Below are 22,593 nucleotides of genomic sequence, written 5' to 3'. Positions count from 1 at the left end.
CTTCAAGACAAGGCTTTCGCCCCGTTGGCTTTGTATCGCTAGCCGACATGGCAGATACCCACTCCGTAATCATCGAAAGGCAATCGTACTCATGAAACGACTCTTTGCATTTATCACGATCCTATTGACCGCGAGTGCAATCCTGTTGCCCTGCATCGCGGCAGATCAAGTCAATCACAATGCGGAAGTCGAGACGGTTGCGCGGCAATGGGACACGATCGACATTTGTTTTCAAGCCAAGAGTCTTTCTGCTCAACCGGTCGATGCTGAGTTTTCGGCACTGTTGCAGGACGACACAGGAAAGCAAATCGAAGTCCCCGGTTTTTACAACGGCGATCATGATTACTTGATTCGTTTCACACCGTCGAAAACGGGACGCTGGAGTTATGTGACACGCTCGACGCAGCCAGATTTGAATGGAAAAAAAGGTGTCTTTATTGTTGAGTCTGCTCGCGCCGGGCGTCGCGGGGCGGTTGTGATCGATCCGGCTTCGCCGCGCGAGTTTCGATATGAGAATGGTGACTCGTATTATCCGATCGCGTTTGAGTTGGATTGGTTGTTTGCACTCGATTCGGAAAATGCCGGTGATATTCCCAAGACGCGAATGCTGGTTGATACGGTGGCGGATGGTGGATTCAATCAAGTCGTGATGAACGTGTTCGCGGACGACGTCGATTGGCCAAAGGATGAGGCGTTGCCGACCGAGTATGAATACGGCAGTCCGAAGGTGTTTCCTTTTGCAGGCACGAACAGCGATCCCGACCATTCGCAGTTGAACATCGAATACTTCAAGCGACTCGATCGCGTGATCGAATATCTTGATGAACGTGAGATCGCAGCTCATCTGATGATCTACGTTTGGAACAAGAATGTAAGTTGGCCCAAAGCAAACTCCGACGAGGACAATCGCTACTTCGATTATGTCGTGCGTCGCTATCAGGCTTATCCGAATCTGATCTGGGATATTTCCAAAGAGGCGTTGGGTTACGGGCACAACGACGTGAATTACATCAGCCAACGTATTGAACGTTTACGCAAGCTCGATTCGCATCATCGCTTAGTTAGCGTCCACGATTGGGGTTACTGCAAGAGGTTCCCGGAAAAAGTCGATTTCATGTCGGTTCAAATTTGGAGTTCGGAGCTATACAGCCGAATGCAAAAGATCCGTGCAGAATCACCGACCATGCCTGTCCTGAATATCGAACATGGCGGTTACGAAGAGGGGCCTTACGCTGTCTTCACCGGTTGTTACATATCTCCCGAAGTATGTCTCGAACGGGCATATCAATGTGTCTTTGCCGGGACTTATCCGACCCATTATTGGCAAGACGCGGCCTGGAACGTGATCATTCCAAACATCCAGGAATTGGATCCTGCGAACCGTCCGCGGTTGGACTACTATCGCCATCTGCGCTCACTGGTTGAAAGATATGACATGGGCCGATTAAGGGCAGAGCAGAAGCATAGCAATAGCGGATTTTGCATGCACAACAACGATGATTTGTTCATCTATTATGTGCCTAAAGAGAATGTCAGTATCGGCATTAAGTTGCCCAAGAAGAACAACGGCCGAAAGATGATCGGAACTTGGTTCGATCCCTTTACTGGGACGTTTAGTGAGCCGATCGTTGAAACCAATTCGGGTTGGCCCGGGTTTGACAAACCCGACGGTGACCGCTTTGCGATTTTAATTGTACAAGTTCAGCCTAATCCAGAAGACAGCGCGTTTGACGAAAAGCAGAACCGTTGACCGTGCCGGCGCCGGATCGCGTGTTTCAGGAGCAGGATGGCTACGTCGTTATCGAAGCCGAGAACGCAACGTTGCCACGCGGTTGGGGTGTCAAGAATCGACTGCCTGATTTGACCGGTTTGGGCTACATCCAATGGGAAGGCAGCCCACAAATGGGCCTTCATCTCGCTCCGCAACAGGTCAAAGGGATCTTGACGTATCGTTTCCACATTACCACGCCGGGCGTTTATCGTGTGATGTGGCGTACGCGACAGTATCCAACGGTGAAAGCGAGAGACCAAGACAACGATATGTTCTTTCGCTTCGCTTCAGGTGAGAAGATGCCTGACCTTCCTGATGTTGACAACTTTCTCAAATTCGGAACGCAATCGCAGGATAATTGGACATGGCGAAGTTGGGTCTTTCCCGGAGAGCTTGGTGTTTCGTGTACTGAACGAATGAGGGCCGACGCCTAGCCGATGCTCTTTGGGCCTTTCGCGAATGTTTGCACGATTGTGTCTTTCGCCCGCATCAAGCGATGCAGGCTGAGTGATCTATGCCGTTGCTGTTATTGTATTAACGAGATGGATACGAGAGGGAGTCCTTCGCATGTTTTGCAGGCCACCTTTGAAGACGCGGATGTGTATACTGGTGATTCGAGACCTACTGCTCCGTCCAAATTTGTTTTTAGGGTAGTGGGCGAGGCTGCGAGTCCACCGTAGTTGCTATTGCGGCAGGGACTCGTTGCTTCGTCCACTACGGCGTACCCAAACTATAAATCTGGACAAAGCCTACATCCTACCTGATCGAAATTCTGACATGCCCCTATTGACCCGCCTCTGCATTGTCTGGCTAGTTGCACTGCTTCCGATCGTTTCGGCAACTGCACAGGAGTCGCATCCTAATATTATCGTGATCATGGTCGATGACATGGGTTGGTCCGACATCGGATGTTATGGCTCGGAAATCGACACGCCCAACATCGACCGTCTCGCCACGGACGGGATGTTGTTCACTCAGTTTTATAACAACGCCAAATGCACGACGACGCGGGCATCCCTGCTGACGGGGTTGTATCCTCGTAACGGAGGACGCGGGCAGGATGCACTGATCACAAAAAACATGCTCACGCTCGGTGAAGCGATGAGGCACGCTGGCTATGCCACCGGTTTGTCTGGCAAATGGCACAACGGAAAGGCTGTGGGAACTCGCCCTTACGAACGGGGCTTCGATGAGGCGTATGGACTTTGGGACGGATGTTGCAATTTCTTTAATCCCAAAACACCAGACCCCGAATTCAAAGGCGGCAACGTTCGGGCCTTTGGTCATAACGACCGCAGTCTCCGTTACGACGACTTTCCCGACGACTACTACACCACGGATGCCTTCACCGATCATGCGATCAAAACGGTCAAGGCTCACGTTGCTTCTAAGAAGCCTTTTTTTCACTACCTGCCGTATACCGCCCCGCATTACCCGCTGCACGCGAAGCCCAAAGACATCGCGAAATACAAAGGCAAGTATGCGGAGGGTTGGGATGTCTTGCGCCAGAAACGACTCGCCCGGCAGAAGGAACTTGGTCTGATCGACGAAAATTGGGAAGTCGTCGAGCGTGACGACCGCGCCCAGGCTTGGGAAGATGCCAAGAAGATTGACGAGAATTGGCAGCAACTTCGTATGGAAGTCTACGCGGCTATGATTGACTCGGTCGATCAAAACATCGGTCGTCTGCTCGACACGCTTGATGAAGTTGGTGTCGCTGACAACACGCTTGTTCTGTTCCTTGCCGACAACGGTGGCTGCGCCGAAACTCCTGGCGGCAACGACCCGAAACAAGTACCCGGTCCCAAGGACTTTTATTCCCACGTCGGTCCTGGTTGGGCCACTGCATCGAACACTCCCTTTCGGCGTTACAAACAGTATTGTCACGAGGGTGGCATTGCGACGCCGCTGCTTGCTCGTTGGCCGGCTTCCATCAAACCCGGATCCCGCTGCGAACAGGTCGGACACATCATTGACTTGCTTCCCACTTTTCTAGATATCGCTGGTGCCGACTACCCAGACGAACATCCGGCGTTCGGAGAGCAGACGATTCCGCTGGACGGTAAATCGCTGTTGCCAACGCTGAAAGGACAACAGCGTCAGCCTCACCATTACCTTTACTGGCACTGGGCGACCAATCGTGCAGTCCGCAGAGGGGATTGGAAACTCGCCTGGGATAAGCATGCTAAAACGTGGGAACTCTATGACCTCAGCACCGACCGCACGGAAGCCCATGACCTAGCCGCCCAGCACCCCGAACTCGTCGCCGAGATGACCGATAAATGGAATGCTTGGGCGAAAATGACCGACGTCAAAGTCAATAAGTAACACTCGTAAATCGAATTAACATGAAACCTATATCCCGACGATCGTTTCTAAATCGCGCTTCCCTCGCAGCTGGCGGAATTGCCATTGGCGCCCACCCGTTTGCCTCGATCGCCAAGGCGGCTTCGAAAGATACCGGCATGCGTCTCGGTCTGGTTACTTACCTCTGGGGTAAAGACATGGACCTACCGACGCTGATCGATGTCTGCGAGAAGTCCGGCATTGGTGGTGTTGAACCTCGGACCGAGCACAAACATGGTATTGAGCCGATCCTGTCCAAGGCCGAACGCATGGAAGTCAAAAAACGATTTGCGGACAGCCCTGTGACTTTGGTCGGCTACGGATCCAACGCTCAATATCACGAGTCGGACCCGGCAAAGGTGACGCAAAATATTGAGTTAACGAAAAAGTACATTCATCTGATGCACGATTGTGGAGCCACCGGCGTAAAGGTGAAGCCCAATGGGTTTCCAAAGAATATTTCGCGAGAGAAGACGATCGAGCAGATTGGCAAGTCGCTAAACACCGTCGCACAATACGGCGCTGATTATGGGCAGCAGATTCGGGTGGAAGTTCACGGCCAAGGTACGCAAGAAATCGAAGTCATGAAGGCCATTTTTGATGTGGCTGATCATGAAAATGCGACGATTTGCTGGAATTCCAACGATGTCGATCTGCAAGGCAAAGGCTTGGAACACAATTTCGATCTTGTCAAAGACCGCTTCGGGGCGACGGTTCATGTCCGTGAGTTAAACATTGGCGATTATCCTTACGCGAAGCTAATGAAGCTGTTCATGGCAATGGATTACAAAGGTTGGATCCTGCTTGAAGCTCGCACGAATCCGGAAGACAAGATCGCCGCTCTAATCGAGCAACGCAAAGTGTTTGAAGCGATGATCGCATCGTAACCAGCACCAAACGGATGAGAGTGCCGGTCAATCGGCGTCTCCGTCAAGTACTCGGGGCGGACCGTCCAGAACCTCGATGGCCCAGGTGAAAACGCCGGAGAAAAAGTGCAGTTCGCAACAGATTCTTGTCATGTCGAGTGCTATTGGTGGTTGTGAGAAGCGGGAACTTCGTAGCAGCGAGGAAGTTCAACTAGCCGCCATTTGGAAGTTGCTTTTCCCACTTCCAGTCTGCGTCTTGAATGCTCTTATGACGATAGTATCTGAAATAGTCTATGTCGAAGGACATGTCCTCCATGGTGTGCTTGATTGTCTTGGATTCAATCGCTGGCACGAGATATCGAGAAACGACGTTTCCCAATAGCCAGAAGCAAGGTTGCGCCGCTTTCTTGCCTATGGTCGTTATCGTGTACTTGCTCTCAGGTCGCCTGAGGTCGTCTTCCACGAAGGCCACATGCCGGTCATTGTAGTATTCCCATCGACCGTTCTTCCATTGCCAAAGCTTAAGAAAATCCGGCGAATACTCTAGGCCAACCGTTTGCCACCGAGCATCATGGATTGCAACCTCATCTTTCATGATCGCTTTTTCCATACCATGTCCTTTGGTGACAACTTTGCGTTTCACGCCCTTGCTATCCACCAATCTCGCTGGCGCATCACAGCTCCATCCACCTGTCTGTGTCTCCCATTCCACAAAATCTATTTCTAGCCAGTAACCATCACTGGCCGTGGTCCGATTTGCATCGTCAATATTGTCTGATTTCCCCGACCACACTGCAGGATGCCAAATCGTCTTCTTTTCGATCACTTCGGGCGAGTTCAAACCTCGGTATCTGAAACGCACCACATAAAACCCGTAGTAACCCGAGGCTCGCGAGACGATACCTCCGGTCCGCACGGGCCCATTCTTGGCTGTCGCCTTTACGGACACATATTGAGTGGATGAATGGTCGTCGGATTCTTCAGACTCCATCACAATTAAGCTGTCATCGCCAGAATGGTCAGCAACACTTGCTCCTCCCGTATTTCGTCTGCCCCATTTTTGGGTGTCCAGACGACTCGAATTGAATTCGTCGGAAATGCTGGGATCGATTGCATCTGCATAGTGCCGGCTGCTTTCCGCAGGTAAGTCTGTTACTTCCTGCGCCAAACCGCATACAGAGCAGCACAACAATAACAAAGCGATCAGGGTAATACGCATCATAAATATCTGCGAAGAAAGAGGGATGTCATGACCTCTCCGTTAAGGTAGTTGTTGGTCACGTGTTCATGTGTCGCGTTCTCGTTGTAGTCCGATATCAGGGAAACCACGCTGCGCTATCGATTTTGGAGCTTTTCTCCGGAAGATTATTAAGTCTTTGATCAAACAACGGAGTTTTTCCAAAAAGACGTCCAAATTCCCCGGTCGATTGCGATTACCTTCCTGTCGTGGTTTGTGAGCGGTCTTGGCTTGTGAGCGGTCTTGGCTTGTGAGCGGTCTTGGCTTGTGAGCGTCGGAGCAACTGATGACGCACCCTCTTTCTACCTGCCAACTGCACGTCGAACCGCGAGAAATTTCACGGCGACAATCCTACCTCCCCCACCGTTCTTATGATTGGGAACTCCACAATGATCAAGAAAACTATCTGGATGCTGACTGCATGTCTTCTGCAGGCTTCGGTAACAACAGATGCCTGGGCACAAAATGCCAAGCAGGTCCAGTACCGATCCGCCATTGAACACATGACGAACCTGCCCGAACCGCCGGAGGGTTTTAAGTGGGCTGTGAACCCGGATTTCACTGACGAGTTCGAAGGTGGCACGCTGAACGCAGAGAAGTGGTATGACAAAAGTCCCTACTGGACCAATGGTCGGTCACCGGCAACATTCAAGGCCTACAATGTCAGCGTGGAGAACGGTTGTTTGCGGATCAAGAACAGCCGGCTCGACCCGCCCGAGGGCAACGATGGCGAGCCAGGCGACAAGTACCATTTGGCCGGCGGTGCAGTTGCATCCAAGAGTGACCAAGCTTGGTACGGTTACTACGAAACCCGCATGAAAGCCTCGCCCACGCCAATGTCGTCGACTTTTTGGCTTAAGAACCTCCCCAAGAGGATCCGGTATGTGGACGAGACAGGCAAACTTGTCATCGAAGAGCACCGCCAAGAATTGGACATCCTCGAGACCATGGGCAAGCCGACCCGTCATCCCGATTGGGGTCGACAGTTCAACTCGAATACACACTACGGGCTGAACGTGGAAGAAGGGAGACAACGCGTTCCCAACTTAAGCGTTTCTGGCCCAAAGGACGATCATATTGCGATTGAGGATACGGCGAAGGATTTCCATACCTATGGCCTCTGGTGGGTCGATCCGAACACGCTCCACTTCTACTACGAGGGGGAGTTTCGTTTTACGATCAACCCAGGCACCATGTACAACCGCTTGCCATTTGCACGGCCGATGTATATGCACTTAGTTACAGAGACCTATAGCTGGGAACCGAGTCTTCCCACCGATGAAATGCTAACCGATGATCCGAAGAACAGTACTCACTATGACTGGGTCCGCAGTTATGTACTGGTCAGGAAGTAAGTCATCTAAAGTCTCGTCGTCCCTTAACACCTTTTCCGAAATGAGATCGCCGTGTTACACATTCTTGAACGCTACCGTCTTGCACTTCCGGCCATTCTCATCATCTGGGCCGCGTTTACCGGAACCATTCTATCGAGTTCCGTTCAAGCGATGGAGCGTCCGAACGTTGTCCTGATCCTGATCGATGACTTAAGCCACTATGGCGTTACCGCTTACGGCGCTGACCATGTCAGCGAACGACGCGGGTTGTTTGAAAATCGCAAGATCAGCACTCCTTCGATCGATCGGCTGGCGAAAGAGGGCGTCCGGTGCGATCAGGCGTTCGCGTATCCGCTTTGCGAACCGACGCGTATCGCGTTGATGAGCGGGCAGTATGGCTCGCGGAATTTCTTGCGATGTAAGTCGCAACATGCGTCGGAAATCACCTTCGGCGATCTGTTCAAGAAAGCCGGTTACGCGACCGGCATCTATGGAAAATGGAAACAAACGCGTGGAACAAAAGAAATTCACGCAAAGGATTACATCTTCGAATTTGGCTGGGATGATTTCTGCTGCTTCGACGTCGTGGGCGAGAACCATAGGTACATCCATCCGGATCTAGTGATCAATGGCGAAATCCACGATTACTCGGGACGCGCGGATGTCGATCCGCATACCGGACGTCAATGGTATGGCCCGGACATATGCAATCGGCATGCCTTGAACTTCATCGAGCAGAACAAGGATACCCCCTTCTTTCTCTATTACCCGATGTTGTTGGTGCATGATGAACACCAACCGACGCCCGATACACAGCCGCATTCCGTGTTCGACAATTTTATGAATCAGAATCAACGGGACGACCGCAGGTTCTTTCCCGATATGATTGCCTATATGGATAAATTGATCGGCAAGGTTGTCGACAAATTGGATGAACATGGACTGCGCGAAAATACGGTTGTCATCGTCATGGGCGATAACGGAACGAAAGAGAACTTCACGCACATCTTGCCTGATGGCTCGGAATACTTCGGCGGAAAAGGCGGCAATCGGGACAATGGGTTGCATGTGCCATTGATCGTGTCGTGTCCTGGTACGATACCTTCCGGAGGCGAGCAGAAGGTCAGAGCCTATGATGGCCTTGTCGATGTAACCGATGTCTTCCCGACGCTCTGTGAAGCAGCCAATATCGCCATCCCGAATCCCAATGGAATCGACGGTATCAGCTTTTGGCCGCAACTGTGTGGTGCCCAAGGCGAACCTCGCCAAGTGATTTACACTTGGTACAACGGTAACATCTCAGCCGACGATCAATCGCGGACTCTACGTTACGCTTTCACAAAAGAGTTCAAACGGTATGCGCCTCATCCCAATTTTCCCAAGGGACGTTTCTTCGATTTGCGAACGGATCCGATGGAGCAGGATGGGGATTTGGAAGCGGAGGCCCATTTTAGGTTGACAGTCAGCCCGCTACAGAAAGTCGAAAGTCGCGAAATGCGCCGCGATTGGAATCATCCGCATCGTAGCGGACTCAAACTCGATTCCCTTGATGCCCCGCAGCAGAAAGCCTTTGCGGAACTGGGACGCGTCATCGAGGACTATCGCCATGTGCCGGTGACGGCATTGCATATCGCAACGCTCCAAAAGACGATCAAGGTCGGCGAAACGGTTGTTCTAGCACATCGAATTGAGCCGACGAACGCAACGCGTCAGAACGTGATTTGGGAGTCGAAAGATCCAGCCGTGGCTACGGTCAACAAGTTCGGCCAATTGACTGCCCACGCCCCGGGGCTCGCGACGGTCACAATCTACTCGTGGGACGACGCCAATCCCGCATCTGCCGGACAGCCGGAGACCTACGTTCGCGACGGCATCCAAAATTCGATTTCCGTTGAAGTGCAGTAACGCAAACGAATGGGAGACGCGGGTTGTCTACTTGGTGCCTCATCGTTGGCCCATGAAACCCGACCTCCGCTAAAACCGATACGAAGGCAAGTGAAGTTCCGAACGGTATTGAACTAGCCCCCCTTTTGTTTTCTGACGGTTTTGATGTCGTCAAAGGTGGTCATGTCTTTGTTCTGTATCGAGAAGACATCAGCGTCCAGATCAATTCGGGCGGTCAAGCCGTCACTGGATTTTCCCAATAAGTTGACTGCCAGCTGTTTCCACATTTCTCGCGTTTGTGTATTTGAAAGCGACGCCATGGTAGCATCCACAACGTGTAACGCAGTGCGTCTGCGGTTACTCCGTTCGGTTCTCGGAGCGGAAGCTCGCGCAATGCGGCTATACCGCATTGCGAAATTAAACGTTTCGCCTGATCTGCAATCTGCTGGAGAGCCGCCTTTCCAAACGCTCCTGGTCCCATCACGCGGATGCCAGCAAGCAGCCTTTTTTATCGGGGTCACCCAGTGAATCCTTCACGACAAAGTCGAAGAACATTGCAATCACTGCACAAGGATCGTCGACAGACTCCAACTGACGCAGCTGCTCCCTTCTCTGCTCAGTCTCATCTTTCACTGCTCAGTGTCATATTTCAACAGTGACTGCAAAAACAGATCGTGCTTTCCATCAAACGTGTTGGACAGACTGCCCCGTTTGATGCCCGTCGCTTCGGTGATGTCGGAAATCGACGTCGCAGCATACCCCTTGTCCCGGAAGCACGTGCATCAGCCATCGATTACGCCTTACTTGCCAGCGTTGGCGAGTTTTTCCAGTATAGTAGGCCGGACCAAACGCAGCACCCTTCCGACAGAGTGCGACCTAAGCCCTCCATGCCGCACATTCGATTGCCGGAACGTTGTCGCTTCGCTTCTTGATCTGGCCTGCTTCACTTGTAGCCATGCGAGTGGTCAATTTTGTGTATCATCTGCTTGGCCGCAAAGCTGACCGAGCCTTTTCGTTTCTTTAAGATTTGCTCGGTTGTATTACTTAATGAGGATTGCAAAAGTGAGAATGAAGAAAGTTCCATGCGAGCAAACGGCTAGGATCGATAGGACGTGGCCGGCCTGCTCGGTCGCGATCGTCGTACGCGTTCGTAGCATTTTTGGTGACGGAAATCAGTGGTCCAGGCGGGTAAATTCCAGCTGTAGCGATCTCATGCACACGCTATTGATCGTGTTCGTGACAATGTTTTTCGGCAAGGGGCTGTTATTGGCCACCGATTCGCTGCCGGTGCCGGAGCGAGGGTTTGTCAGTTCGGAACCAGCCGAGACATGGGAGCAAGGGTTGATCTGCGGTAATGGCACGATCGGTGCCAACGCTTTGAGCCGTCCCCTCGACGAGCGTATCATCTTCACGCATGAACGTCTCTTTCTGCCGATGGGCGCACCGGTGATGCCGCGCGATCAGTCAGCCCGTTTGTTTGAGATCAGACGACTCATCGACCAGGGCCTCTTCAAGCAGGCCTGCGAATTGCAGTTCAATCTTTCGGGGCAAGACGGTTTCATGTATCCCGACTATTTTGTTCCGGCCTTCGACCTTACCATCCTCAGCCAAGCAGAGGGCGCAGTTCGCGACTACGCACGCTCGGTGGATTTCCAAACCGGCGAGACGACAGTTCACTGGGCGGACGAACGAGGAGCCTTCGAGCGTCGTATGTTCGTGTCACGCGATGAAGGTGTGGCGGTGTTGCTGCTGACCGCTCCACAGTCGGCACTGAACTGCCAGCTTAAGCTGGAACCGCGGGAACCGAGCGACGAGTTCAATGCGGATTCCGACATCAACAAACGCTCTGACGAAGTTTTTAAGGAACATGTTTCCGATATGAAAAGCACAGCCGGCGACCACTGGCTGACCTATCGCAATCGATTCAGCAAAGCCTATCCGGGCAGTATTCACTCGTTGGAGAGTTACGTTCGGGTTGTGGCAACAGGGGGAACGACCAAGTCGCGGGATGACGGCACGCTCGTTGTCACGGGCGCGGACCGAATCCTGCTATTTGTGGATATTCGTTTGTTGTACGATCCGGAGAAGTCGGTCATCGAGGAAATGGAACACTCGCTCGAACAGCTCCCCCCAAACTACGGTCGACTGCTCGAAAGCCACGCCCTGCTCCACGGCGAACTCTTCAACCGGATGCGTCTGGACCTCGGTGGCGGTGTGGACCACCATCGGACCACCGAAGAACTGTTAGAGCTTTCGAGCTACGAAAAACCAAACCGGGCACTGATTGAAAAGGAGTTCGATGCCGCTCGCTATAACATCATCTCCAGCACTGGCGAGTTGCCGCCGACCCTGCAGGGAGTCTGGGCCGGAACCTACGTTCCCGGCTGGGCAAGCGACTTCACCCATAACGGCAATGTTCCCTCCGCCATCGCTTCCTATTTAATGGGCAACATGCCCGAACTCATGCCGGCCTACACGTCCTACATCGAGTCGCTTGTCCCTTGGATGGAGATCAACGCCAAGCACTTGTTCGGGGCACGCGGCGTCGCGTTGCCGTCTCGCTCGACCACCCACGGTTTCAATAACGCATTCAACGCAAACTTCGCGGGGGGGATGTGGGTCGGCGGTGCTGGCTGGGCGGCACACTTCTTCTACGACTACTACCTCTACACTGGCGACCGGGAATTCCTCGCGAATCACGCCCTGCCGTTCATGGAAAGGGCGGCTCTATTCTTCGAAGATTATCTGTACGAGGGGCCAGACGGAAAATTCGTCTTTTCACCAACCCAGTCGCCGGAGAACACGCCGGGAAACTCAAATTCCCAGGCTTCCTTCAACTCCACCATGGACGTGGCAGTGGCGAAAGAACTGCTGCGCAACACGATTGCTGCATCTCGTGAACTCGGGCGCAACGAGAAGAAAATCCCCATTTGGGAAGCCATGCTTGCGAAAATGCCCGACTATATGATCGACGATCATGGTTTCATCAAGGAGTGGCTCACACCGCGACTCGAGAATAGGGACGACCACCGCCACTGCTCGCAACTCTACCCGCTTTTCGATGGCATGCCGGAAGAGATCGCGCAGAGTCCTGAACTGCAAGCGGCATTCCGCAGCAGCATCGAGTACAAACTCGACAGGCATTGGAAAGACAATCAGCGTGGATTCATGTCGTTCGGGCTGGTACAACTCGGGCAGGCATCCGCCAGTTTGGGCGAAGGAGAAAACGCCTACCATTGCCTCAGGCATCTCGTGAACCGTTTCTGGCTGAACAATCTGGCCTCGATGCACAACCACCGCTCGCTGTTCAACATGGACATTAGTGGAGGCATGCCCGCGGTGATTATCAAGATGCTGGTGGCTTCTGAACCGGGCAAGCTTCACTTGCTGCCGGCTCTGCCAAAGGCCTGGCCGACGGGGACGATCGAAGGGGTCTCGTGCCGTGGCCAAATCGAGGTCAAAGAACTGACGTGGCAGGAAGACCGCATCCTCGTTCGCCTTCTGTCGGCTAAGGATCAGCAAATCACACTACAGATGCCTGAGGAAGTCGGCCAGATCGTCGTGTCCGCAGGTCAGGCGTCGATCGAGCAATCGAGTCCATCGAAAACTCGTCGTATCACCCTGCCAGCGGGACAACAGGTGGCATTGCGGATTATGCTCGATTAAACGTTGCTTTACTTCTTGATCCAGCCTAACTATCTGAGTCCAACGCGGATAACATCCCTTTCCAGACCTGTGAAATGTCTTGCTGGGTTGTTCGCCAATTCGTCACGGAAATGCGAATCGCCGGCGTTTCAGAATATTCCGTCGGCGTCATGTAAAGCACTCCGCCCGATTGCACGCGGTGTAAATACGTTTGCACTTGGCGGTGCGTCACTTCTTGACCCGCCAGTGTAAACACAATGCCATTCATTCGTACTGGCGCGAGCAAATGAAATTGGTCGGAGGCTTGGATCAATTCACCAATTTCCCAAGCGATCTGGCAATTTCGCATCACGATTTCACGGTAACCCTCGCGGCCATAAGCCATTAGCGTGAACCAAGCTGGCAAGGCGCGGAATCGACGTGAGTTTTCGGGAGTGAGGTGCACGAAATTGGTCGGTGTCGGATCAGCTTCGAGGTACGCTGCTGAGTTCTGAAAAACTTCTCGCTGCAGTTGCAGATGACGCGTGAAGACCATCGCGGAATCGTACGGCACGTTGAGCCATTTGTGCGCGTCAATGGTGATGGAATCCGCGCGATCCATCCCATCAACAAGCGATTGTTTTTCAGGAACGCACGCAGCAAAGCCACCGAAGGCAGCATCCACGTGCAACCAAACTGCGAACTCGTTACACAGATCCGACAGCGCGTTCAAGTCATCGTAGTCGACGCTATTGACCGTTCCCGCATTGCCAACGACCAAACAGGGTTGGCCAGATTCACTTAGCTCAATCAATCGCTTTCGCATCGCTATGACGTCGACGGCCTCTCGATTAGGAAGCGTTGCGATTCGCTCCAAGCTGTTGCGTCCAAGCCCCAGCATCGCGATCGCTTTGTACACGCTGGAGTGAGGCGTTCCACAAAGCACGCGGATTGGCGGCACTCCCGACATTCCTGACTGAGCAATGTCGACACCACGCCCGTGTCCAACCCATTGTCGGCCCGTGGCTAAACCAACAAAGTTAGCCATCGTCGCGCCGGACACAAATACTCCGGCGTGTGCTTCCGAAAGACCAAACAACTCACGCAGCAACCCGATCGTGGCGAGCTCGATCTGCGGAGCGATCGAATCGTTGGAACCTGTCGCATTCTGGTCATAGATCGTCGTGACCCAATCGCCAGCGATACTTGCTGGTGTCGCTCCGCCAGTGACAAGCCCAAAGTAGCGCGGGCCCGCCGACCCACTCATCCAGTCAGCATACTTGGAACGAAAAAGGTCAAGCGTTCCAGACGCTCCGATGCCGGTATGGGGTAGCGTCTCGGCGACAGTTACCGGCGGCACGACCGCAGTTGGCCTAGAACCAAGCGTGCTGAGGAACCGGACGCTGTCGTCCAATACACTCGTCAAAATTTCCTGGATGTGTTCGCGGTCGGCGTCAAGCTGTTCGTGCATAGTGTATTACTGATTTTGGAAAAGCATCATGGCTAGGTGTCAATGCGTCGCGCGAAGGCGTGCATGCAGAACTCGCGGAATGGGCATGCGTCAAATGAAGACCCTCCTTGATCAGCCGATCGATATTGGGCGTGTGGGATTTGGATTCCGGATTCAGGCAGCTGACGTCGCCATAGCCCTGGTCGTCGGTGTAGATGATCAGCGGGTTCGGATTGGCGGTGGACGCAACGAGGGATGCTGATGATGCAACCAGTGTAAGCCCGAGACAACATTGGAGTATAAAACGTTTGGCCAATCTCATTTCTTCTTCGCTTGTTCTTTCGCAGCAGAGATTTTGCGAGGGATGTTGTGAATCGTCCAGTAGATATCTTCCTCGAACGGTTCGCCCTCTTGGTCACGAATACTCAGCTTTAGGTGGAGTTGGTGCACCGGGCGGAGGTCGGGAATCAAGAGATCTACCGAACGTTGGTCGGATGCGGATTTGGCGCCTGCGATGTTCACAAGCTCCGTTCCAACTTTGCCGGTGCGCGGTTGATACATTTCGGAACCGTACTGCGGTTGCCAGCTATAGTTCCAACGGTGTATCTCGTAAGACGACCGGTCGCTTGCCACCGTTGGATCGATTACAAAATTAAAGTTCACTCGTAGTCCATCGGTAAGCACCTGGCAGTCCGAAACCATCCGATGCGGTTTGCCCGTGTAGCGAACCCGCTGGATCCCTTTGTCTTTGAGGCCAGGACGCCCGCCGCTGTTCCAACCGTCGAGCCCGGTCACATAAACTTGGCCATCGGTCGGATTGACGCGACCGCGCATGATGCCTGTATTAAAATGATGTGGCAACTTGACAAGCGCCGCCTGAGTTACCCCCGCAACTTCCTGGGGCATCAGCGAGTACAGCCATCCTTTGCCAAAACTGGTGTGAAGCATCCGCCCCGAAAGTGGTCCCCAGCGTGGATCGTCGACCCAAATCTGTCCGCCAGACGAATTGTCGACATGCTGCGGCATCCAAATCATCGGCTGGTCAAATGTGTCCGGAGGAACGACTTTGGTATGGTCGATCCGACCACCATCGGGAGCCCATCTTTGGCCCGCAGAGTGTGTCTGGACGTAGCCGTAAAAGCCACCTTGTTTGACGAGGTTGATCTTCGATGCTGGCATCCAGTTTCCCTGGTTGTCGCTGACCGTTAAGCGATCATTCGGAAACATGCCGATTCCGTTCGGAGTCCGAAAGCCAGTGCAAACGACTTCTCGCGTTGTCCCGTCGGGAGAAACGCGGATGACCGATCCTGGTAACTCGTAGTCAGTGTATTGTCCACTCTTGGCGTAATAGAAATTGCCCGCCGAGTCACGTTCGAGTCCAAAATTGAAGGCGTGGAAAAAACTGGATACATCGGTGTCAGCACTGAAGCTTTCATAGAAGTCCGCTTCGTCATCGCCATTAAGGTCATGCAAGCGAACGATGCGATCTTTGCAGCAAACATAGATCAGGCCATCAACCACCTGCATTCCAAGCGGCTCATAGAGTCCCGCTGCAAATCGTTTCCATTGGATGTCGAGTAAGTCCTTGTCAATTCCAGAAACGATCCAGATCTCTCCACCCAGGGTGGCGACGACCATGCGGCCATCTTGAAGGAAATTTATCGATGAAGTGCGAAACCAGGTATTCCACGGTGTCGATTCCGGAATTGTGATCGTGTCGACTGCATAGGCTCCCTTTTCAAAACCCAAGTAGCCAACGGTTGATAACGTTTTTGGCCAACGACTCGGACCACCATCAAGCAATTGTCTGGGCTGCCTCGACACCGATGTCAGTTGTTTAAACTTTCGAAAATCCGCCGAAGTTTCGCCGCTGAAAGTCGCTATTTCAATGGTTCGAGATTCGGCGTCTTCAGGGATTTTCAAAACAAGCCGTTGTTGCTCGTCCACCTGCCAGGATAGGTTTTCGGTATCTCCCCAAACACGTGCAGCCGTGAATGCTCCGGCGACGTGCCCCGAAATCGCGATTGTACCGGTCGCTGGACCCGATTTTCCATCCGGTCGATCAGCACCCGCCAGGATCACGCCCTGCATCGATTTCCCAGGCGGTACCGGATGATGCATCGCACCGGTCCCTGCGGCGAGAACCAATGAGGTTCCCGATTCAACTTGTAGCGTGTGGCGAATGCCTATGTGCTGCGGGATCTCTTCGGGGACTTCCAAAATTTCCCGGCCATCGATGGCGTAGCTTAGGATGATCTGATCCCCATGAATGTAGTAGCCGTGATAGTCGAGCCAGTTTTTTGGAAGCGGGCCGCGTGGTAGCAAGTCAGTATTCGGGTAGTCGAGTGATCCGTGATGGCCCCAGGCCCATCCATTTAACCTTGGCATCAGCGTGCCTTCGGGTTGAGGAATTCCCTCACCGCGAGCTCGTTGATGCTGAGTGGATTTCAGGTTCAAAAAGCCGCCCCGCCATACATCGACTTGATCGAGTGTATGCAAGTCGTACGCGGCGGATGTGGCTCCCAATTTCATCGACAGCACGCTTGTTATGTCACGGTCGAATTGCGAAGCAAGTGCCAATCCGTAGTCCCGCTCACCGGCCGGCGTGAATTTGCCCTGCCCGGAGCCCTTGGGTAGCTTCTCTAGATACGCTTGGTCGATTGGTTGGTAGTCCGGATTGGAGTCCCGCATGAATTCTTCGCGAATGAAATGGACAACTTGATAACGTTCCTTCGGCGACAAATGGGTGGTTGCGGCCATCAGGCCATTTCCGCGTGAAAGCGTCATGAACATGTTGTAGGGATCGGCACCGAACTTGAGTTTCTGGGTACCGAAGGCGCGCGCAGTCGGAAGCGATGGTGTGTTCCCGTCTTTGCCGTGACAATTCACGCACAACCCAAAATAGATTTTTCGACCGGATGCGATGTCACCTTTATTGAAGCTATTCAAAATGCCCGCGTGGTTCAGATCTTTCGTGTCGTCGGGAATCACAAGTTGTTCAGCTGTCGGATGTAACTCTGCTGCCCGTGCCGCACCGCCATGAGCCACTTCGAAGACGTAGCTGGCTAGATCAAGGAATTGCGGAATCGCCTGAAGCGTAGCGACAAGTCCGGTCGGCATCATTGATTGTTTGGAAGTCCGGCGAGCTTCAATATCGTCGACCGCGATGGTGATCTCGTTTTCCATATTCTTTGAATCACGAAGGACCAACTGGTCGTCCGATTCTCGCGAGACTACTCCGCTAAAAACTCGGCCATCGAAAAGCAGGAGAGTCACTGTCTCATAGCCTTTTCGAATCGAACGAGACGGCAACAGCAATGCCTCAATCAGATGCTTGTCGGTTGTGTCGGGCCCGATGGTCGCAAGGTCCGGTCCTAAAGAGTTAGCGGCGTCGCCTTGACCGTGGCACTTGACGCAGCCGGCAGCCGAAGTAAAGAAAGCGATCGCGCCTCGCTGCGGATTTCCTCGCAATCGAATCTGTTCCGCAAGGACGTCACTGTCGATTGCCTTGAGCTGGGTTTCAAGATTCGCCGTAGCAGCATCCTCTGGCTGATATTGGGAGGCGATATCCAGCGAATTCGCGGCCCCTGATTCCTCAGCGGCAATGCATTGCCCTGACAACAGAGCAACGAGCCAAAGCAGAATGGTGGCAGGCAACCTGTTGGTAAATGATATGTTCATAACGCGTCGTCCTACTATTTCAGCGGATTTTCGTACCAGATTACACCGAGGCCGGCGTTGCCGTTCTGGGAATTGTTGTTCTCTTCCGTTTTGATGATAGCCCGTCCCCCTTGGAGTCTCTGCAGATGATGGACATGGTCCATGTCGCATCAGTCAGTTTATGAAACTTCCAGGCATTCGTGTCTCGCGGATTGGCGGGGCTTTCTAACCAGCCAATCGAACCGCCTTGCCTCTTTCCACCAACCATAACGTCTGGGCCGTGCCTGCCATCGACATCCATGGCCACGGCAAACATCCAGCGGCTGCCGTTTTCAAAGAGCGTTTCCGTTTTCCAAAGAGAGCTATCCGGATAGTGCTTGGTCGGCGGTGGGGCCCAGTGGACGAGGACCTTTCGATGGTTCCCTTCGGTTGAGCTCACTACCTCAATCGCTCCGTCTTGATCCAGATCCACCAACAGCGCATCTTCGACGGCAGGTGCCGCCCCCGCATCCACGTGAATCCACCTAGGGAGTGACTCTGGTTTTCGCTGCATCAAGTAGATCCGATAAACTCCTCCCTGTTCCCAACCGCAGACAAGATCAGGAAGACCATCGCCGTTGACGTCCGCGCTGCGAACACCGTCCACGCCGAGTGATGTGGTATCAATTGAGTGTCGTTTCCACTCTTCGGAGCGGGAAGACGTGTCGGGAGTCTCTGCGTAGCTGACAGCTGAATGTGAGCAGCCAATCGCGATTGCGACCATCGATGCGATCAGATGTTTACTCGTCATGCTTCGTACTTCCGCCAAAAGGTCATCCAATGGGTGGTAACTCGCAACCCTCGCGACGCGGCATCTCCGGTCGAGTGTTATTGCGATCTCCGACTATGGCACTCCGGTTGCTAGGAGGATTTCCAATCACTTCAAATACTTATCCAGTACTTCGATCTGAGTCCAGGTTTCGCCGATTCGAAGAGGAGCGTTTTTTTGTGGGGCGCCTGGGGTGCTGCGACCAACCTTGATCAAACTCGCAAAGTCTTTTTTCAATGACTCCACCACTTCGGGATGCTGATGCAGCAGGTTGGTGGTTTCCGACTCATCCTTCTGCATGTCGAAGAGCAGATGATCCGCGCTGTCGATGACCGGATTGCTTTTCTGTTCGTTCACACCGCGCCGGGATCCACCGTCTTTGTCAAACATAAGTTTCCATTTACCTTTGCGGATGGCAAAGACTCCCGCATCCGAATGATGGACAATCATCCGCTCGTGCACACCCGGAATCGTGTCGCCCTTGAGTGCGGGAAGGAAACTAATGCTATCCTCGCCGACATTATCGGGAAGCTTCTGCTCAAACAAATCGGCGCAACTGGCCAACAAGTCAGTTGAGCAGATCGTTTGATGTGACTCGGTGCCTGGCTGGATGTTGCCTGGCCAGCGGACGACGAAGGGCACACGATGACCACCTTCCCAAAGCGTGCCCTTCAGACCACGGTACTTCCAACTTGGGTTGTGGCCTTTTTCGAGTAACGTGCCAACGTCGGCCGCCGGCGATGTGCCATTGTCGGCGGTGAAAATCACGATGGTGTCGTCCGCCAGTTTTAGTTCATCCAGAGTTTTGAGCACCTGGCCGACGACCCAGTCAGTCTCCATGCAGTAGTCCGCATGGGAATTGAGCCCACTCTTGCCTTGGAAATCCTTGCTGGGCACGATCGGGTTGTGCGGTGAATGAAGGGCCAGATAAACAAAGAACGGCTGGTCCGGTGCCTGGCGAATCCATTGGTCCGTCTCTGTTGCCATCAGCGCAAGACGATCCTCGAATGCGAATCCATCGATCGCCCAAAGTTGATTAAACTTAACCTCCGCGCTGGTCCGCTTTTCGATTTCTGCTCTGGAACCAAGCAGCGTGACTTCTCCATCCACTCTTCGATTTCGGATGTAGTGCATGTCATGGCTGTCGGCGCCCAGGAAGAAGTCGAAGCCGCGATCGAGTGGACCATTCGTGATTGGTACGGTTGGGTCGATGTGTTTCGCGGAGACCCTCCTGGAGCCTAATGAGTTGCTGTGTTTCCAATTCATACCGAGATGCCACTTACCTAGGCATGCCGTGCGATATCCATGGTTTTTAAGAAAGGAGGCGACGGTTTCCCGATCGGCTTCGATCAACGGGGGACTGTAAGGGCCGAGAACTCCCTCTTTCAGTGAGGTCCGCCATGCATATCGCCCGGTCAGAATGCCGTAGCGAGTCGGGGTACAGACGCTCGAGCTGATATGAGCATCCATAAACTTCATGCCCTGACTCGCCAAAGCGTCGACATGCGGGGTGGGGATCTTTCCTTCGGAGTTGTAGCAAGCGATCTCGCCGATCCCCATATCGTCGGCAAGGATGTAAACGATATTGGGCTTCTCTGCCGCCGCAATGATTGTGGCCGGACACAGCAGTGCCAGCAGCAAAGTTGGAAGAATCATAGCTTTGAGTTTTTGCACCGGTTCTCCTATCGAATTCGCGTACCATTGGAAATGCATATTGGAGGCGTTGATTAGACAAAAATCGGAACGGTCCGCAAACTTTTGGCGAAACGGTTGCCGGAACGTCTTCAAAAAAAGAGAAGTGCCGATCCCGGGGACCGTTGCAGTATACCGGTGAATCCAAATTGGAAATTGCGATTGCTTCGGTCCTTTGTTTTTCTCTTCTCCAACATGTCGATGTCAGGACCGACACCATTCCCAGGACCTTAATGAACTTCGATGTGTCCTTTTCGTGGCGTTAGCGAGCGATTCTCAGCAGGCTCATTGATCTTGTGTGATCGTTCGCTGAACCGCTTGCTTTTTGACAGGGACAAATTCGAACTGATCGATGATGACTTCTTGCGGCGTCGCGCGCGCCGGGGGTTCCTCGATGCACCAAAAATTCAAATGTACCTGGGGCGTGCCGCCAGGAACGTTCGGTCCAGCGTAGGTCCATTGGGTGAGTTGCTGGTCGGAGATGTGTTCGCCCTTGGGGCCACCGCGCCACGCACGACACTCAACACGCTTGGGCAGCCAACGAAACGTATGGGTACTAAGCACATCATCACCCACGAGTGAGAACCGATAGGGGTGCAAGCTATCTTTGTGATGCCAGGGCTGGCAAACAAACTGAGCCGGAGCACGCTTGGGGTCTTTCCAGGTTCCAAATTCGATGTCGAATTCGTTGGCCACATTGCGCGCGTTGGATTCGTCGTAACTTGCTTGATATTCCCATAGAAACAGACCGAAGACTAGATTCGGGTCGAGGTCATCGATCCGGCCAACGGTCGTAAATCGGTAATCACCGTGGCCCAGTGGTTCGGTAAGGCGAACTTCCGCGGAGTGCCAGACGCCATCGATTTGTGTGACTCGCAAATGCAACCGCCCTTGCTTGTCGACCCAAACGCTTTGGTCCGATGCACCGAATGGAAAGCCGCCCGGACCGTAACGCTGATTGGGACCGCCGCCCTTGACCCGCCACGAATGTCCGCTGAACTGGATCATCCGCCCGCTGGGGAAATTGTCCCATTGATCCACTTTGGACTCAATTGCCGCAGCGTCATTCGCAGCCTCGGCATTGATGTTTCGTTGGGCATGGGCAACGGATCCGGCCAGTAGGCTAATCATCACCGCCAATTTCGCGATGGGGTTGGTTGGTTTTGGTATCATGTTTCCGCGTCCATTGGTCCTTGGCTTTGTGGGTCCGTGGCTTTATTCGTTGAATTCGAATAAGTAAGCATAAACGAAATCAAATCGTAACGAGCCCATTTGGGTCCGCCGTGAAATGCCGACTGCGGAAAGTTCTGGCTCGTCGGTAATTCGGCGCGGTGGTTGCCGAGATTGCGTTTGGCGCATTTGCGAGTGCCCCTATAACGATCCCCGTCTCTTTTGGTTCCAAACCAATCCTTTGGCGGTGAAGTTTTCGCAGAGATCGCGATAGCCGGCACCGGAGGAGATCGGACCCTAACGCTTTCCAAACGCCATTCGTCTCGCCTCTTCAGGATCGGGGTTGTAAAAGCCCAGATAACAAGTGATGTAGTCGTTCCCCAGTTGATGTTGGGGGTGTCAGTCCACGCCCCGGATTCAGTCCACGCCCCGGATTCAGTCCACGTCCCGGATAGCGTATACGGTCCCCAATGGGCGTAGAGTTGAAACTTCGCATCGATTCTTTCGACAGCTTGTCGATCCGCGGCGTTTTATAAAACGTGCTGCTGTTGTAGCCGAATTTGATCCATCCAAAATCATCGATCCGAATGAACAGGCCGTTGGGATTCGACGAGCTCGCGGCGGGTGAATTTTCCCTACTGCCGTTGAGGTGGCCAGTGCGACCAGGAACAGCCAAATGAGATTTTGCATATTGGAACTCATCCGATTACGCATGACTGTTAACCGGATTGTTGGCGACCGGAAGACGGCC

General features: G+C 53.3%; 17 protein-coding genes. 8 read left to right on the top strand and 9 right to left on the bottom strand.

Annotated elements, in window-relative coordinates; translation table 11 throughout:
- The first annotated feature begins 91 nt into the window (after positions 1–91).
- From CA13_RS07520 to CA13_RS07505, 4 genes are all read left to right on the top strand, one after another.
- A complete protein-coding gene (locus CA13_RS07520) occupies positions 92–1,750 on the top strand; it encodes a DUF5060 domain-containing protein (RefSeq protein WP_146395312.1) in 1,659 nt (552 codons plus the stop codon).
- A 2-nt stretch (positions 1,751–1,752) separates the two neighbouring features.
- Entirely contained in the window at positions 1,753–2,205 is a 453-nt protein-coding gene (locus CA13_RS07515) for a hypothetical protein (protein WP_146395311.1), read from the top strand.
- A gap of 343 nt (positions 2,206–2,548) precedes the next feature.
- Positions 2,549–4,099: an arylsulfatase gene (locus tag CA13_RS07510; RefSeq protein ID WP_146395310.1), complete on the top strand. Its 1,551-nt coding sequence runs from the start codon at positions 2,549–2,551 to the stop codon at positions 4,097–4,099.
- Between the two features lie 20 nt (positions 4,100–4,119).
- A complete protein-coding gene (locus tag CA13_RS07505) occupies positions 4,120–5,004 on the top strand; it encodes a sugar phosphate isomerase/epimerase family protein (RefSeq protein ID WP_146395309.1) in 885 nt (294 codons plus the stop codon).
- 190 nt (positions 5,005–5,194) lie between these two features.
- Here the strand turns inward: CA13_RS07505 and CA13_RS07500 are convergent, their stop codons facing one another.
- Positions 5,195–6,205, bottom strand: coding sequence for a hypothetical protein (locus tag CA13_RS07500; RefSeq protein ID WP_146395308.1), 1,011 nt, complete (start codon positions 6,203–6,205; stop codon positions 5,195–5,197).
- Between the two features lie 404 nt (positions 6,206–6,609).
- Here CA13_RS07500 and CA13_RS07495 point away from each other — a divergent pair, with 404 nt between their 5' ends.
- Both CA13_RS07495 and CA13_RS07490 read left to right on the top strand, forming a co-directional pair.
- Positions 6,610–7,575, top strand: coding sequence for a family 16 glycosylhydrolase (locus CA13_RS07495; RefSeq protein WP_419194052.1), 966 nt, complete (start codon positions 6,610–6,612; stop codon positions 7,573–7,575).
- 51 nt (positions 7,576–7,626) lie between these two features.
- A complete protein-coding gene (locus CA13_RS07490) occupies positions 7,627–9,459 on the top strand; it encodes a sulfatase-like hydrolase/transferase (protein WP_419194051.1) in 1,833 nt (610 codons plus the stop codon).
- Positions 9,460–9,572: 113 nt separating this feature from the next.
- On the opposite strand, the gene CA13_RS07485 is transcribed toward CA13_RS07490, so the two are convergent.
- Together CA13_RS07485 and CA13_RS34820 are read right to left on the bottom strand one after the other, a co-directional pair.
- Positions 9,573–9,758: a hypothetical protein gene (locus tag CA13_RS07485; RefSeq protein ID WP_146395307.1), complete on the bottom strand. Its 186-nt coding sequence runs from the start codon at positions 9,756–9,758 to the stop codon at positions 9,573–9,575.
- 309 nt (positions 9,759–10,067) lie between these two features.
- Complete coding sequence (locus tag CA13_RS34820; RefSeq protein WP_419195094.1) at positions 10,068–10,172, bottom strand: hypothetical protein; 105 nt, start codon at positions 10,170–10,172, stop codon at positions 10,068–10,070.
- A gap of 478 nt (positions 10,173–10,650) precedes the next feature.
- Between CA13_RS34820 and CA13_RS07475 the strand changes: the two genes are divergently transcribed.
- On the top strand, positions 10,651–13,104 hold the full coding sequence (locus tag CA13_RS07475) for a glycosyl hydrolase family 95 catalytic domain-containing protein (RefSeq protein WP_419194050.1): 2,454 nt from the start codon (positions 10,651–10,653) through the stop codon (positions 13,102–13,104).
- 25 nt (positions 13,105–13,129) lie between these two features.
- Here the strand turns inward: CA13_RS07475 and CA13_RS07470 are convergent, their stop codons facing one another.
- The gene (locus tag CA13_RS07470) at positions 13,130–14,533 is read right to left on the bottom strand and encodes a pyridoxal phosphate-dependent decarboxylase family protein (RefSeq protein ID WP_146395305.1); all 1,404 of its coding nucleotides are present in this window, start codon (positions 14,531–14,533) and stop codon (positions 13,130–13,132) included.
- On the bottom strand, positions 14,517–14,690 hold the full coding sequence (locus CA13_RS34815) for a hypothetical protein (protein ID WP_419195093.1): 174 nt from the start codon (positions 14,688–14,690) through the stop codon (positions 14,517–14,519). Before CA13_RS34815 ends, CA13_RS07470 begins: the two co-directional genes overlap by 17 nt.
- Here CA13_RS34815 and CA13_RS34810 point away from each other — a divergent pair.
- Positions 14,628–14,774 carry a hypothetical protein gene (locus tag CA13_RS34810; protein ID WP_419195180.1) on the top strand — a complete coding sequence of 49 codons (147 nt, stop codon included), beginning with the start codon at positions 14,628–14,630 and terminating at the stop codon, positions 14,772–14,774. The genes CA13_RS34815 and CA13_RS34810 overlap by 63 nt on opposite strands.
- Before the next feature lie 56 nt (positions 14,775–14,830).
- Here CA13_RS34810 and CA13_RS07460 read toward each other — a convergent pair whose 3' ends face one another.
- From CA13_RS07460 to CA13_RS07445, 4 genes are all read right to left on the bottom strand, one after another.
- Positions 14,831–18,193 carry a DUF6797 domain-containing protein gene (locus CA13_RS07460; RefSeq protein WP_419194049.1) on the bottom strand — a complete coding sequence of 1,121 codons (3,363 nt, stop codon included), beginning with the start codon at positions 18,191–18,193 and terminating at the stop codon, positions 14,831–14,833.
- 40 nt (positions 18,194–18,233) lie between these two features.
- Positions 18,234–18,962, bottom strand: coding sequence for an FG-GAP repeat domain-containing protein (locus CA13_RS07455; protein WP_146395302.1), 729 nt, complete (start codon positions 18,960–18,962; stop codon positions 18,234–18,236).
- 126 nt (positions 18,963–19,088) lie between these two features.
- Positions 19,089–20,636 (bottom strand): sulfatase family protein, encoded by a 1,548-nt coding sequence (locus CA13_RS07450; RefSeq protein ID WP_419194048.1) that lies wholly within the window; start codon positions 20,634–20,636, stop codon positions 19,089–19,091.
- Positions 20,637–20,957: 321 nt separating this feature from the next.
- Positions 20,958–21,845, bottom strand: coding sequence for a LamG domain-containing protein (locus tag CA13_RS07445; protein WP_146395300.1), 888 nt, complete (start codon positions 21,843–21,845; stop codon positions 20,958–20,960).
- Positions 21,846–22,593: the final 748 nt, after the last annotated feature.

Origin of the sequence: Novipirellula herctigrandis (genome assembly GCA_007859835.1) — a bacterium.
Classification (GTDB): domain Bacteria; phylum Planctomycetota; class Planctomycetia; order Pirellulales; family Pirellulaceae; genus Novipirellula_A; species Novipirellula_A herctigrandis.
The sequence above is the reverse complement of the archived record's forward strand: the minus strand, read 5'-3'. Positions and strand labels throughout refer to the sequence as shown.

Coding starts and splice junctions, on each gene's coding strand:
- CA13_RS07520 (WP_146395312.1), top strand. CDS start 92: ATGAAACGACTCTTTGCATTTATCACGATCCTATTGACCGCGAGTGCA.
- CA13_RS07510 (WP_146395310.1), top strand. CDS start 2,549: ATGCCCCTATTGACCCGCCTCTGCATTGTCTGGCTAGTTGCACTGCTT.
- CA13_RS07505 (WP_146395309.1), top strand. CDS start 4,120: ATGAAACCTATATCCCGACGATCGTTTCTAAATCGCGCTTCCCTCGCA.
- CA13_RS07500 (WP_146395308.1), bottom strand. CDS start 6,205: ATGATGCGTATTACCCTGATCGCTTTGTTATTGTTGTGCTGCTCTGTA.
- CA13_RS07495 (WP_419194052.1), top strand. CDS start 6,610: ATGATCAAGAAAACTATCTGGATGCTGACTGCATGTCTTCTGCAGGCT.
- CA13_RS07485 (WP_146395307.1), bottom strand. CDS start 9,758: ATGGCGTCGCTTTCAAATACACAAACGCGAGAAATGTGGAAACAGCTG.
- CA13_RS07475 (WP_419194050.1), top strand. CDS start 10,651: ATGCACACGCTATTGATCGTGTTCGTGACAATGTTTTTCGGCAAGGGG.
- CA13_RS07470 (WP_146395305.1), bottom strand. CDS start 14,533: ATGCACGAACAGCTTGACGCCGACCGCGAACACATCCAGGAAATTTTG.
- CA13_RS34810 (WP_419195180.1), top strand. CDS start 14,628: ATGAAGACCCTCCTTGATCAGCCGATCGATATTGGGCGTGTGGGATTT.
- CA13_RS07460 (WP_419194049.1), bottom strand. CDS start 18,193: ATGAACATATCATTTACCAACAGGTTGCCTGCCACCATTCTGCTTTGG.
- CA13_RS07455 (WP_146395302.1), bottom strand. CDS start 18,962: ATGACGAGTAAACATCTGATCGCATCGATGGTCGCAATCGCGATTGGC.
- CA13_RS07450 (WP_419194048.1), bottom strand. CDS start 20,636: ATGATTCTTCCAACTTTGCTGCTGGCACTGCTGTGTCCGGCCACAATC.
- CA13_RS07445 (WP_146395300.1), bottom strand. CDS start 21,845: ATGATACCAAAACCAACCAACCCCATCGCGAAATTGGCGGTGATGATT.